The sequence below is a fragment of the Micromonospora tarensis genome (assembly GCF_016803395.1).
Taxonomy (GTDB): Bacteria; Actinomycetota; Actinomycetes; order Mycobacteriales; family Micromonosporaceae; genus Micromonospora; species Micromonospora tarensis.
In genome coordinates, this window is record NZ_JAEVHL010000186.1 from 1 (window position 1) to 12,976 (window position 12,976).

13 protein-coding genes and 1 pseudogene are annotated in these 12,976 nt (G+C 72.3%); 10 read left to right on the top strand and 4 right to left on the bottom strand.

Annotated features, from left to right (window positions below; genetic code table 11):
• Positions 1-796, bottom strand: a 796-nt coding sequence (locus JM949_RS26435; RefSeq protein ID WP_203150969.1) for a FecCD family ABC transporter permease, incomplete at its 3' end; no start/stop codon positions are given.
• A 67-nt stretch (positions 797-863) separates the two neighbouring features.
• A complete protein-coding gene (locus tag JM949_RS26440; protein WP_456320240.1) occupies positions 864-1,973 on the bottom strand; it encodes a FecCD family ABC transporter permease in 1,110 nt (369 codons plus the stop codon).
• Positions 1,974-2,045: 72 nt separating this feature from the next.
• Here JM949_RS26440 and JM949_RS26445 point away from each other — a divergent pair, with 72 nt between their 5' ends.
• The 5 genes from JM949_RS26445 to JM949_RS26465 are packed head-to-tail and all read left to right on the top strand — an operon-like array spanning position 2,046 to position 8,355.
• A complete protein-coding gene (locus JM949_RS26445; RefSeq protein ID WP_203150970.1) occupies positions 2,046-3,077 on the top strand; it encodes an ABC transporter substrate-binding protein in 1,032 nt (343 codons plus the stop codon).
• Between the two features lie 4 nt (positions 3,078-3,081).
• Entirely contained in the window at positions 3,082-4,614 is a 1,533-nt protein-coding gene (locus JM949_RS26450) for a pyridoxal phosphate-dependent decarboxylase family protein (RefSeq protein ID WP_203150971.1), read from the top strand.
• A 35-nt stretch (positions 4,615-4,649) separates the two neighbouring features.
• Positions 4,650-5,927: a lysine N(6)-hydroxylase/L-ornithine N(5)-oxygenase family protein gene (locus tag JM949_RS26455; RefSeq protein ID WP_203150980.1), complete on the top strand. Its 1,278-nt coding sequence runs from the start codon at positions 4,650-4,652 to the stop codon at positions 5,925-5,927.
• Complete coding sequence (locus JM949_RS26460; RefSeq protein WP_203150972.1) at positions 5,924-6,514, top strand: GNAT family N-acetyltransferase; 591 nt, start codon at positions 5,924-5,926, stop codon at positions 6,512-6,514. The genes JM949_RS26455 and JM949_RS26460 overlap by 4 nt, the downstream gene beginning before the upstream one ends.
• Positions 6,511-8,355, top strand: a complete 1,845-nt coding sequence (locus tag JM949_RS26465) for an IucA/IucC family protein (RefSeq protein ID WP_203150973.1) — start codon at positions 6,511-6,513, stop codon at positions 8,353-8,355. Before JM949_RS26460 ends, JM949_RS26465 begins: the two co-directional genes overlap by 4 nt.
• Before the next feature lie 104 nt (positions 8,356-8,459).
• On the opposite strand, the gene JM949_RS26470 is transcribed toward JM949_RS26465, so the two are convergent.
• Positions 8,460-8,933: a MarR family winged helix-turn-helix transcriptional regulator gene (locus JM949_RS26470; RefSeq protein WP_203150974.1), complete on the bottom strand. Its 474-nt coding sequence runs from the start codon at positions 8,931-8,933 to the stop codon at positions 8,460-8,462.
• Between the two features lie 137 nt (positions 8,934-9,070).
• Here JM949_RS26470 and JM949_RS26475 point away from each other — a divergent pair, with 137 nt between their 5' ends.
• Complete coding sequence (locus tag JM949_RS26475; protein ID WP_203150975.1) at positions 9,071-9,631, top strand: NADPH-dependent FMN reductase; 561 nt, start codon at positions 9,071-9,073, stop codon at positions 9,629-9,631.
• A gap of 79 nt (positions 9,632-9,710) precedes the next feature.
• On the opposite strand, the gene JM949_RS26480 is transcribed toward JM949_RS26475, so the two are convergent.
• Complete coding sequence (locus JM949_RS26480; protein WP_203150976.1) at positions 9,711-10,649, bottom strand: SDR family NAD(P)-dependent oxidoreductase; 939 nt, start codon at positions 10,647-10,649, stop codon at positions 9,711-9,713.
• On the opposite strand from JM949_RS26480, the pseudogene JM949_RS39935 reads away from it, so the two are divergent.
• The 4 genes and pseudogenes from JM949_RS39935 to JM949_RS26500 form a co-directional block, all read left to right on the top strand.
• Positions 10,648-10,914, top strand: a pseudogene (locus JM949_RS39935) (LysR family transcriptional regulator); the annotation flags it as partial. The gene JM949_RS26480 and the pseudogene JM949_RS39935 overlap by 2 nt on opposite strands.
• A 347-nt stretch (positions 10,915-11,261) precedes the next feature.
• Positions 11,262-11,684 (top strand): LysR family substrate-binding domain-containing protein, encoded by a 423-nt coding sequence (locus tag JM949_RS26490; RefSeq protein WP_407664825.1) that lies wholly within the window; start codon positions 11,262-11,264, stop codon positions 11,682-11,684.
• Between the two features lie 115 nt (positions 11,685-11,799).
• Entirely contained in the window at positions 11,800-12,051 is a 252-nt protein-coding gene (locus JM949_RS26495; protein WP_203150978.1) for a hypothetical protein, read from the top strand.
• A gap of 2 nt (positions 12,052-12,053) precedes the next feature.
• The coding region (locus JM949_RS26500) for an MFS transporter (RefSeq protein WP_309232337.1) at positions 12,054-12,976 on the top strand (923 nt) is incomplete at its 3' end.

Genomic DNA, 12,976 nt, shown 5'->3' on the forward strand with positions numbered 1-12,976 from the left:
CCGGCCCGGCGGCGGCCGCCGCGAACCCGACCAGCAGCACCGCCGCGGCGAGCAGCACCAGCCGCAGCCGGCGCACCGGCACGCCGAGGGCGCTGGCCGTGTCGTCGCCCAGCTCCATCATCCGCAGCGCCGGGCCGCAGACCACGAGCACCAGCGGCGCCACCACGACCAGGACGGCGAGCAGCGGCCCGGCGTTGGCCCAGCCCCGCCCGTCCAGGCTGCCGGTGAGCCAGAGCACCGCGCGGGCGGCGTCCATCAGCGGGGCCCGGGTGAGCAGGTAGCCGTTGACGCCGGTCAGGATCGCGGACACGCCGATGCCGACCAGCACGAGTCGGTAGCCGTGCACGCCGCGCCGCCAGGCGAGCGCGTAGATCACCAGGCCGGTGCCGAGCCCACCGACGACCGCCGCGCCGGCCAGGGCCAGACTGCTGCCGCCGAGGACGACCACCACCAGCGCGCCGGTCGACGCGCCCTGGGTGAAGCCGAGGATGTCCGGGCTGCCCAGCGGGTTGCGGACCAGCGACTGGAAGACCGTGCCGGCGAGCGCCAACGCGGCACCGACCAGCAGGGCGGTGACCAGCCGGGGCAGTCGCAGCTCGTGCACGATGAACCGCTCGGCCGGGCTGCCACCGCCGGTCACTGTGCGCAGCACGTCGGCCGGGCTCATCGGGTAGTCGCCACTGCCCAGCGCCACCAAACCCAGCCCGGCCGCGAGCAGCGCCGCGCCGACGCCGACGGCCAGCGCGCGGGGCCGGAACCGCACCGACAACCCGCCAGGGGTACGCAGCACTGTCACGCCATCGCTCCGCTCCACCGCGTGTCGGCGGGCCGCGCCACGCCGCTGAGCCTGCCGGTTCGCCCGCTCACGGGTGGGCCACCTTGACCCGGCTGACCAGCCAGAGGAAGAGCGGGCCGCCCAGCACGGCGGTCACCATGCCGACCTGGAGTTCGCCGGGCCGGCCCAGCACCCGGCCGAGCACGTCGGCGCCGAGCAGCAGCGCGGGCGCGAGCACCGCGCAGTACGGCAGCAGCCAGCGCAGGTCCGGGCCGGTCAGGGCGCGGACCAGGTGCGGCACCAGCAGCCCGACGAAGACGATCGGGCCGCACGCGGCGGTGGCCGCTCCGCAGAGCAGGGTGACCGCCACGATCACGGCGGCCCGGATCAGCGCGGGTCGGGCGCCCAGGGCTCGGGCCGCGTCGTCGCCGAGCGCGAGCGCGTTCAGCGGGCGGGCCGCGCCGAGCGCGACCAGCAGGCGACCAGGATGAACGGCAGCACCCGGGTCACCGTGGCGGGGTCCGCGCTGGCCAGCGAGCCGACCGTCCAGAACCGCAGCCGCTCCAGGGAGGCCGTGTCCAGCAGCATCACCGCGCTCACGTACGAGTAGAGGGTGGCGTTGAGCGCCGCGCCGGCCAGCGCGAGGCGGGCCGGGGTCGCGCCCCGACCGCCGCCGACGGCGTACACGAGCGCGGTCACCACGCCGCGCCGAGCAGCGCGAACCAGACGTACCCGCCGACGGCGGTGACGCCCAGGAACGCGGCGGCGGTGGCCACGGACGCGGACGCCCGGCGTTGATGCCGAGCAGGCCGGGGTCGGCGAGGGGGTTGCGGGTGAGGGCCTGCATCACCGCGCCGGCCACGCCGAGCGCGGCGCCGGCGAGCAGCCCGAGCAGGGTGCGGGGCAGGCGCATCCGGTGCACCACGGCGTACTCGGCGGCGTCGCGGTGCAGCAACCCGGACCAGACGTCGGCGAGCGGCATGGCCTTGGCACCGACCGCGATGCTGAGCACCACGATCACCGCGAGCAGCGCCACGGCGGTGACCAGGCCGGCGGCGCGTGCCGCCCGACGACCACGTCGACGCGGAGGTGCGGCCGGGTCGCTGCCCGAAGCGGGTGGTGCCGCTCTGGTGACGGTGGGTGTGGTGTCCAGTGTGAGCTCCGGGGTGATGGCGACATGACGAACCGCTGTTGACAATGACCGAGGTTAGGCTAACCTAACCCCGCTGCCCCGGTCGAGCCGACCAACCCCTGATCGAAAGACAACGCCATGCCCGATGCCCTGTCCGCCCGTCGCCTCACCCGTCGTGGCCTGTTGGCCGCCGGTGGCGCCGCCACGCTGGCCACCCTGCTCGCCGCCTGCGGCCAGGACGACGCCGCGAAACCCGCCACCAGCAACGGAAACGGCAAGTGGTCGTTCACCGACGACCGTGCGACGACGGTCGAGGCGGCGGCCCGTCCGGCCCGCGTGGTGGCCTTCACCGGGGTGGCCGCGGCCCTGGTCGATTTCGGTCTGGACAAGCAGCTCGTGGGCGTGTTCGGAGAGACCAGGCGCACCGACGGCACTGCCGACCCGCAGGCCGGCGACCTGAACGTCGAGGCCGTCGAGATCCTCGGCAACGTGTGGGGCGAGTTCAGCCTGGAGAAGTACGCGGCGCTGCGCCCCGAACTGCTGGTCACCCACATGTACGACCCGGACGCGCTCTGGTACGTGCCGGACGAGAGCAAGGCCAAGATCCTCCCGCTCGCGCCCAGCGTGGCGATCACCACCGCCCGGGTGCCGATGACCAAACCCATCGAGCGGTACGCCGCGCTGGCCGAGTCGCTCGGCGCGGACCTGTCCGCGAAGAAGGTCACCGACGCGAAGGCCCGTTTCGAGGCCGCCGCCGAGGCGGTCCGGCAGGCGGTCAAGGCCAACCCCGGGATCAGGGTGATGGCCTGCTCCGGCAGCCCCGACCTGTTCTACGTCTCCAACCCGAAGGTCAGCACCGACCTGATGTACTTCGCCGAGCTGGGCGTCGACATCGTGATCCCCACCAAGCTCGAAGCCGGCGACTACTTCGAGGCGCTGAGCTGGGAGAGCGCCGGCAAGTTCCCGGCCGACCTGATCCTGCTGGACAACCGAGGGACCGCGCTTCAGCCCAAGGACCTCAGCGCCAAGCCGACCTGGCAGCAACTGCCGGCGGTCAAGGCCAACCAGGTGACCCCGTGGGACGCCGTGCCCCGCTTCTCGTACGCGGGCTCCGCGCCGCTGCTGGAGAACCTCGCCACCGCCATCCGGAACGCGAAGAAGGTCAGCTGACGCCATGACTGTGCCGACGTACCCCGTCGAGTCCGCGCCGTCCCCGGCGTCCAGCGCCGCGCGGGCCCAACTGCTGCACGGCGGCTCGGTCGAGCAGTACCGCCGGACCATCGCCGACGGCGTCGAGCGGGTCGCCCGCCGGGTCGCCACCGTGGACCGTCCCGGCACCGGAGTCACACCGGCCGAGCTGGCCCCCCTGGTCGACCGGGTGGACCTGGACCGGCCGCTGGGCGACGCGGGCGCGGCCCTGGACGAGCTGGAGAACGTCTACCTCCGCGACGCGGTCTGGTTCCACCACCCGCGCTACCTCGCCCACCTCAACTGCCCGGTGGCCATCCCGGCGCTGCTCGGCGAAGCGGTGCTCACCGCCGTGAACTCCTCACTGGACACCTGGGACCAGAGCGCCGGGGCCACCCTCATCGAACGTCGGCTGATCGACTGGACCGCTGAGCGGATCGGCCTCGGCCCCAGCGCGGACGGCGTGTTCACCAGCGGCGGCAGCCAGTCCAACCTCCAGGCGCTGCTGCTGGCCCGGGAGGAGGCTTGCGCCGACGCGGTCGGCCCGGCGGCGCGCGCCGAGCTGCTGCCCCGGTTGCGCGTGCTCACCTCGACCGCCGGTCACTTCAGCGTGCAGAAGTCGGCCAAGCTGCTCGGCCTCGCCCCGGACGCGGTGCTCGCGGTCCCCACCGACGCCCGGCGACGGATCGACCCGGACGCCGTCCGCGCGGAGATCGTCCGCTGTCGCCAGGCCGGGCTGGTGGTGATGGCCGTCGTCGGCACCGCCGGCACCACCGACTTCGGCTCGATCGACCCGCTCGCGGACCTCGCCGGGATCTGCGCGGCGGCCGGCGTCTGGCTGCACGTGGACGCCGCGTACGGCTGCGGTCTGCTCGTCTCGCCGACGCGCCGGCACCTGCTCGACGGCATCGAACGGGCCGACTCGGTGACAGTCGACTTCCACAAGTCGTTCTTCCAGCCGGTCAGCTCCAGCGCGCTGGTGGTCCGCGACCGGCGGGCACTGCGCCACGCCACCTACCACGCCGACTACCTCAATCCGGCCCGGATGGTCGAGCAGCGCATCCCCAACCAGGTCGACAAGAGCCTGCAGACCACCCGCCGCTTCGACGCGTTGAAGCTCTGGCTCACCCTGCGGGTGATGGGCCCGGACGCGCTCGGCACGCTCTTCGACGACGTCGTCGACCGGGCCGCCGACGCCTGGCGGGCGGTCAGCCAGGACCCCCGCTTCGAGGTGGTGACGCGCTCCGAGCTGAGCACCGTGGTCTTCCGCTACCTGCCCACCGGTCCCGACCGGGAGCTGGCCGACGCCGCCAACCTGCACGCCCGGGAGGCGCTCGCCGCGTCCGGCCTCGCCGCGGTCGCCGGGACCCGGGTGGACGGCCGGCACTTCCTGAAGTTCACCCTGCTCAACCCGGCCACCACCGTCGACGACGTCGGCTTCGTGCTGGACCTGGTCGCCACCCACGCCGGCCGGTACGTGCACGACCACACCGCCGCCCTGACCTGCCCCGTCGGCTGACGGCGGTGACCACGAACCCGCGCCTGGAGACCCGGATGTCCACCCACGACTTCATCGCCATCGGGCTGGGCCCGTACAACCTGGGACTGGCCTGCCTCACCGCGCCGATCGACGAGCTGGACGGTCTGTTCCTGGAGGCCCGGCCGAGTCTGGCCTGGCACCCCGGCATGCTGCTGGAGTCGGCCCGGTTGCAGACCCCGTTCATCGCCGACCTGGTCAGCCTCGCCGATCCGACGTCGCCGTACTCCTTCCTCAACTACCTCAAGGAGATCGGCCGGCTCTACCCGTTCTACATCCGGGAGAGCTTCTACCCGCTGCGCAGCGAGTACGACGCGTACTGCCGGTGGGCGGCGGCGAAACTGCCGAACCTGCGCTTCGGTCAGACCGTGCGCACCGTCGAGTACGACGCCGCCGACGAGCGGTACGTGGTGCGGGCCGGCACCGGCGCGGGGGAGACGGTCGAGTACCGGGCCCGGCACCTGGTGCTCGGCACCGGCACGCCGCCGCACCTGCCGGACGCCGCCGCGCAGCTACCCGGCGACGCGCTGCACAACTCCCGCTACCTGGAGCACCGCACGGCGCTGCGGACCAAGCGCAGCATCACCGTGGTGGGCAGCGGGCAGAGCGCCGCCGAGATCTACCATGACCTGCTCGGCGACCTCGACCGGTACGGCTACCAGCTCAACTGGGTGACCCGGTCGCCGAGGTTCTTTCCGCTGGAGTACACCAAGCTGACCCTGGAGATGACCTCGCCGGACTACGTGGACTACTTCCACGCGCTGCCCGAGGCGACCCGCTACCGGCTGGAGTCCGAGCAGAAGGGCCTGTTCAAGGGGATCAACTCCGACCTGATCAACGAGATCTTCGACCAGCTCTACGCGCACAGCGTCAACGGGCCGGTGAACACCCGGCTGCTCACCAACACCGAGCTGGTCAGCGCGGAGTACCAGGACGGCGAGTACACGCTGGGGTTGCGGCAGGTGGAGCAGGAGCGGGACTTCACGCTGCGGACCGAGGGGTTGGTCTTCGCCACCGGCTACCGCTACCAGGTGCCCACGTTCCTCGACCCGGTGCGCGACCGGATCCGGTTCGACGCGCACGGCCGCTTCGACGTGGCCCGCAACTACAGCATCGACCACAGCGGACGCGGCATCTTCCTCCAGAACGCGGGCACCCACACGCACAGCATCACCTCACCGGACCTGGGCATGGGCGCCTACCGCAACTCCTGGATCATCGCCGAGCTGCTGGGCCGGGAGCACTACCCGATCGAGAAGAGCATCACCTTCCAGGAGTTCGGGGTGCCGTCGTGACAGTCGTCTTCACCCGGGTCGACGACCGGCTCGGTGAGTTCGCGCTGCGGCCGGTCGACCCGGACGCCGACGCGGCGCTGCTGCACGGCTGGGTGACGCACCCGAAGGCGACGTTCTGGCTGATGCAGGACGCCGACGAGGCCCGGGTGGCCGAGGAGTACCGGCGGATCGCCGCGCACCCGCACCACGACGCGTATCTCGGGCTGTGGCGGGGGAGCCCCGCCTTCCTCGCCGAACGCTACGACCCGGCCCACGTCGAGCTGGTCGGGCGCTACGACCACCAGCCCGGCGACGTGGGTATGCACTTCCTCTGCGCGCCGGTCGACGCCCCGGTGCACGGCTTCACCCGGGCGGTGCTCGGCACCGTCATGGCCTGGCTCTTCGACGACCCGACGACCGCTCGGGTGGTGGTCGAGCCGGACGTGCGCAACACCGCCGTGCACGCGTTGAACGCCGCCGTCGGCTTCGAGGTCGTCGGCCCGATCACCAAGCCCGAGAAGGACGCGCTGCTCAGCGTCTGCACCCGAGCCCAGTTCCGGGTCGCCGCCGAGCCTGCTGCCACCCGAGTCGAAGGAGCCCCGGCGTGATCGCCACCGCCGTCCCCAGCCAGCCGCCCGCCGCCGTCGCACCCGCCGCCGGCGACCCGGTCGGGCATCTCACCCCGCAGCGCTGGGCCCGGGCCAACCGGCTGCTGGTCCGCAAGGCGCTCGCCGAGTTCACCCACGAACGGCTGCTCACCCCGGAACCCGTGCCCGGCCCCGACGACCGCCGGTGGTACGAGGTCCGCAGCGACGACGGCGCGGTCAGCTACCGGTTCGCGGCGCGGGTGCTCGCCCTGGCGCACTGGCAGATCGACGCGGAGAGCATCACCCGGCACCGCGACGGCGCCCCGCTGGCCCCGGACGCGGTGGACCTGATCATCGAACTGCGCGGCAGCCTCGGGCTCTCCGCGCGGGTGCTCCCGGTCTACCTGGAGGAGATCACCTCGACCCTGGCCGGCACGGCGTACAAGCTGGCCCGGCCGGCGCCGAGCGCCGCCGAGCTGGCCGGGGCGGACTTCCAGACCATCGAGACGTCGATGACCGAGGGGCACCCCTGCTTCGTGGCCAACAACGGCCGGCTCGGCTTCGGCGTGGACGAGTACCACAGGTACGCCCCGGAGGCCGCCGCGCCGGTGCGGTTGGAGTGGCTCGCCGCGCACCGGGACCACTCGACGTTCAGCAGCGCCGCCGACCTCGACTACGACACGTTGATCTCCGGTGAGCTGGACGCCGCCACCCGGGCCCGCTTCGCGGCCACCATGGCCGACCTCGGGCTCGACCTCGCCGACTACCACCTCATTCCGGCGCACCCGTGGCAGTGGTGGAACAAGATGGCTGTCACCTTCGCCGGGGAGCTGGCCGAGCGGCGGCTGGTGCACCTCGGCCCCGGGCCGGACGGGTACCTCGCCCAGCAGTCCATCCGCACCTTCTTCAACGTCAGCGAGCCCCGCCGGCACTACGTGAAGACCGCGCTGTCGGTGCTGAACATGGGCTTCATGCGCGGGTTGTCGGCCGCGTACATGGCGGCCACCCCGGCGATCAACGACTGGTTGGCCGACCTGATCGCGGGCGACGAGGTGCTGACCGGCACCGGCCTGACCGTGATCCGGGAGCGGGCCGCTGTCGGCTACCGGCACCGGCAGTACGAGGCGGCGACCGAGCGCACCTCCCCGTACCGGAAGATGCTGGCCGCCCTGTGGCGGGAGAGTCCGGTGCCCGACCTGGCGCCGGGCCGTCGGCTCTGCACCATGGCCGCGCTGCTGCACGTCGACGACGACGGCGGGTCGTTGGCGGCGGCGCTGATCGCCGGGTCCGGGCTGACGCCCGAGGCGTGGCTGCGCCGGTACCTGGACGCCTACCTGACCCCGCTGCTGCACAGCTTCTACGCCCACGACCTGGCCTTCATGCCGCACGGCGAGAACGTCATCCTCGTCCTCGACGAGCACGACACCGTCGAGCGGGTGATCTTCAAGGACATCGCCGAGGAGATCGCGGTGCTGAGCGCCCAGGTCGAGCTGCCGGCGGCGGTGCAGCGGATCCGGGTCGAGGTGCCCGACGACACCAAGCTGCTGACCATCTTCACCGACGTGGTGGACTGTTTCCTGCGTCACCTCAACGCCGTCCTGGTCGAGGCCGGTGTGCTGGTCGAGGACGACTTCTGGCGTACCGTCGCGGCCTGCGCCACCGACTACTTCGACTCGGTGCCGCAGCTGGCCGAGCGGGTGCGGCACTACGACCTGTTCGCACCGGAGTTCGCGCTGTCCTGCCTCAACCGGCTTCAGCTGCGCGACAACCAGCAGATGCTCGACCTGGCCGATCCGTCGGCGGCTCTCCAGTTCGTCGGCACCCTCACCAACCCGCTGGCGGCCCACGCACCGACCCGCTGACCACCCGGTTCGCCGCCTCGCCGTGCGGCCAGGGCCGCCACCAGGGCCAGGCCGCTGGCCCGGCCCTGGTGGCGGGACGGCGGTCCGGCTGAGCCGGTCGCGGCTCAGTCGGTCGCCTCCGCCGCACCGGCCTGCCGGAACGCGCGGGCCAACCGGGCCAGGTCGTGACCCTCGAAGTGCTGGAGGAACCGGCGGCGTACGGCGGCCAGGTGGCTGGGCCAGGACTCCTCCAGGCGGGCGAAGCCGGCGTCGGTGAGGACGGCGTTCCAGCCGCGCGCGTCCTCCGCGCAGCGCTCCCGCCGGACCAGGCCCTGGGTCTCCAGCCGGATGATGGTGCGGGTCATGCCGCTGAGCGAGAGGTGGCAGGCCGAGGCCAGCTCGTTCATCCGCATCCGCCGCCCGGGCGCCTCGGAGAGGTTCATCAGGGCGGTGTACTCGGTGAGTGGTAGCTGACGGTCACCGACCATGTCCGCGTCGATCGCGCGGGGCAGCACGTACATCACCTGGCCCAGGGCGCGGACCAGGGATTCCTCATCAGGGGTGAGGGGTTGCGGAGTCGCTGCGGAGGGGTTGGACATCCCCATATCATACTTGCTTGACTGAGCAATCGCTTACTCCGCGTGTGACCACGGCCATAGCGAAGATATTTGCTTGACCAATCAAGAATTGGCTAGCGTTCGGGCCGTCAGGCAAGGACCTCTGAAAGGCGCCACACATGACCAGGATCGGGATCATCCTCGGCAGCACCCGCCCGGGGCGTAACGGCGAGGCCGTCGCCCGCTGGGTGCTCGAGATCGCCAAGCAGCGCTCCGACGCGGAGTACGAGCTGATCGACCTGCTCGACTACCAGCTGCCGCACCTCGACGAGGCGTACCCGCCCTCGATGGGGCAGTACTCCCAGCCGCACACCAAGCGGTGGGCCGAGACGATCGCCTCGTACGACGGCTTCATCATCGTCACCCCCGAGTACAACCACTCCACCTCGGGCGCGCTGAAGAACGCCATCGACTTCCTGTACGCCGAGTGGAACAACAAGGCCGTCGGCTTCGTCAGCTACGGCTCGGTCGGCGGCGCGCGCGCCGTGGAGCACCTGCGGCTGATCTCCGGTGAGCTGCAGATGGCGGACGTGCGCTCGCAGGTCGCGCTCTCGCTCTTCACCGACTTCGAGAACTTCAGCACCTTCAAGCCCAGCCCGTTCCAGCAGGACGCGCTGACCACCACCCTCGACCAGGTGGTCGCCTGGAGCGCCGCGCTCGCCCCGCTGCGCAAGGCCTGAGCGTTACCCGCCCAACCGGGAACGCCGCGGCATGCCGCGGCCGTTCCCGGTTGCTCCTGCCCCGACAACGCCGGCGTGGTCAGGCCCGACCCGCCGTGTCGAGCATGTCCAGCGACAGCTGCCACAGCCGGGCCGCCGCGGCGGGGTCGGTCGCGTGGTCGGCGACGCCCCGCAGCGGCGCCTGCGGGTTGTGGCGCACCGCCTCCTCGCAGTCCTCGAAGTACCGACCGCCGAGGCCCTCCAGTCGTGGCCAGGTGGCGAGCAGCACCGACGTGGCGGCCCCCTGCTCCGGGGTCTTGAAGTCGAACGCCGGCAGCTGCGCGTAGTCCTCTTCGGTCAGGTGCCGCCCCAGGTTGGTGGCGACCGCGCCCGGGTTGGCCACGTTGACGGTGATGCCGTCCTCGGCCCAGCGCCGGTTCGCCTCGACCGCGAACAGCGCGGTGGCGGTCTTCGACTCGCCGTAGGCGAGCAGACGGTCGTACGGGCGTGCCCGGAAGTTGACGTCCTCGAAGACCATCGGCGCCTGCACGTGGGCGATGGAGCTGAGCGACACCACCCGCGACCGCCCGGCCGCCAGCAGCGCCCGGTGCAGTCCGGTGGCGAGCGCGAAGTGGCCGAGGTGGTTGGTGGCGAACTGCAACTCCCAGCCCTCCGGCGTCCGCGTCTCGGGGGTCGCCGACACCCCGGCGTTGTTGACCAGGATGTGCAGCGGACCCTCCCAGGCGGTGACGAACGCGGCGACCGACCTCTGGTCGGACAGATCCAGCGGTGCGACCCGGATCAGCCGGTTCCCGGTCACCGTGCCGATCTCCTCGGCCGTCCGTTGGCCCGCCGAAACGTCCCGCACCGCCAGGGTCACCTCGGCACCCGCTGCCGCGAGCGCCTGGGCGGTCTGCACGCCGATGCCCGACGAGGCGCCGGTGACGATGGCGCGCCGCCCGGTGAGGTCGACACCGGCCACGACGTCGGCGGCGGTGGACCGGGCGTCGAACGGCGTGGTGACGCGTGTTTCAGTCATGATCGAATTCCTCTGGTGGGTGTCCTCGGGTGGTCGTACCGGTGTGCCGGCATCCCGTCCTCCCCACGATCGTGCGCGGAGGTCTGCGCGGACGGCCAACACGCTCTTCCTGGCGTGGCTACAGTCTGTTGCTGTGGCCACGCCTGAGCTGCGACAACTGCGGTATTTCCTGGTGCTCGCCGAGGAGTTGAGCTACAGCCGAGCCGCCGCCCGCCTGATGATCGCCCAGCAGTCGCTGTCGCAGCAGATCACCGCCCTGGAACGTGTCCTCGGGGTGAGGCTGTTCGACCGAGACAGCCGCGGCACCACCCTCACCGACATCGGCGCCCTGTTCGTGCCCGAGGCACGCGCCGTGACGGACCGCGCCGAGCAGGCCGTCGCCGTCGTGCGACGGGCCTGCGGGCGAGGTCGGCACCCTCCGGCTCGGCTTCCTGACCACCGTCGCCAACCACCTCCTGCCCCCGGTGGTCCGGGCGGTCCGCCACCACCTGCCCGACCTGCGTCTGGCCACCGAGACCACCACCATCGCGCCCCTGGTCCAGGGCGTCCTCGGCGGCAGTTCGACGCGGCCTTCACCCGGACGCGCTCGTTGCGGGCCTGGAGTCCAGGAGACTGACGACCGAACAGGTCTGCGCGGTGCTGCCCGAGGGCCACCCGCTCGCCGGGCGCGCCGAGTTGACGCTCGCCGACCTGGCCAACGAAGCGTGGGTCATGACCCCGCGCAGCTCCTGGGAGCCGTGGCACCGCGCCTACCAGGACCAGTTCCGGGAAGCGGGCTTCGTACCGAACGTCGTCCAGGAGGAGGCCGGCGTGCAGAGCCTCCTCGGCCTGGTCGCCGCCGGACTCGGCGTCACCCGGCTCGCCTGCTCGGCGGCCAGTCTGCGCCGCACCGGCGTGGTGTTCGTCCCGCTGACCGGCGCCTACGCGTACACCGAGATGGTGTGGTTGTCGGGCAACACCGCGCCCGCGCTGCACCGACTCCTGGACGTGGTCACGGACCTCGCGGCGACGACCGACCTCACCAGCACCGGCTGACGGCGAGCCGCGCGGCTCACCGCGTCCCGAGCCGGTAGCTGGTGCCGACAGCGACGGCTCGAAGCTTGCCGGGTTGGCGACGGTGTGGACGGCGCTGCCCACTACCATCGGCGCGATGAACCGATCCGTCGATGCCGGCCACGCTCCACTCTGGCGCGACCGCGCCTTCGGCACGTACTGGGCCGCGCAGTCACTCTCGGCGGCCGGTGACTCGTTCGCCTATCTCGCCGTGCCGCTGCTGGTGCTCCAGGCGACCGGGTCGGTGGCGCGGATGGGCCTGCTCACCGCCGTCGCGGGCGCGGCGTCGGTCGCGCCGGGGTGTTCGGCGGGGTACTTGTCGACCGGTACGACCGCCGCACGCTCATGATCGTGGCGGACCTGGCCCGGTTGGTGCTCTATGCCCTGGTGCCCCTGGCGTGGCTCGCCGGACCGCAGGTCTGGCTGCTCTTCGTCGTGCTGCCGATCTGCGAGGCGGCCGGCATGGTGTTCCAGGTCGCCGCGGTCACCGCCGTCCGCAACCTCGTCGACCGGGACCGGATCACCGAGGCCAACGGCCGGTTGCAGGCGACGTACGCGGCGGCGGCCGTGCTCGGGCCGCTGCTCGCCGGGGTGGTGGCGGCCCGCTTCGGTCCGGCGACCGCCATCGCCGTCAACGCGGCGAGCTTCGCGCTCTCGGCGGCCGGCCTGTGGCTGATCCGGCTGCGCCCCGTCCAGGTGGACGAGGGGGTGGTCCGACAGCGACCGCTGGCCGAGTTCCTGGCCGGGGCGCGGTTCCTGTGGCGGCAGCCCGTGCTGCGCGCGCTGACCGTCCTGTTGTCGGTCTTCATCTTCCTGACCTACGGCTTCGTCGACGTGCTGATCTACCACGTCACGCACGACCTCGGTGGATCCGAGGGCACCGTCGGCACGGTCCTCGGTCTGGCCGCGCTGGGCACGGTCGCCGGCGCGCTGCTGGTGGCCCCGCTGCGCCGACGTCGCGGATTCGGCGCGACCTGGATCGGCGCGCACGCCGTCTGCGGTTTCGCGGTGGCGGGCGTCGGCGTGGCGACGAGCCTGCCAACGGTCACCGCGCTGACCGCGGTGTACCTGTGCTGCCTCAGCGTCGGCGGGATCTGTTCGATGTCGTTGCGTCAGGAGATCACCCCCGATCACCTGCTGGGCCGGGTCACGTCGGCGTTCTGGAGCACGCACTACGCCCTCGGTCCGGCCGGTGCGGTCGTGCTGACCTGGGCGGCCGCCCAGGTCGGCGTCGCGGCCGTCACGCTCGCGGCCGGCGCCGGGTGCCTGCTGGT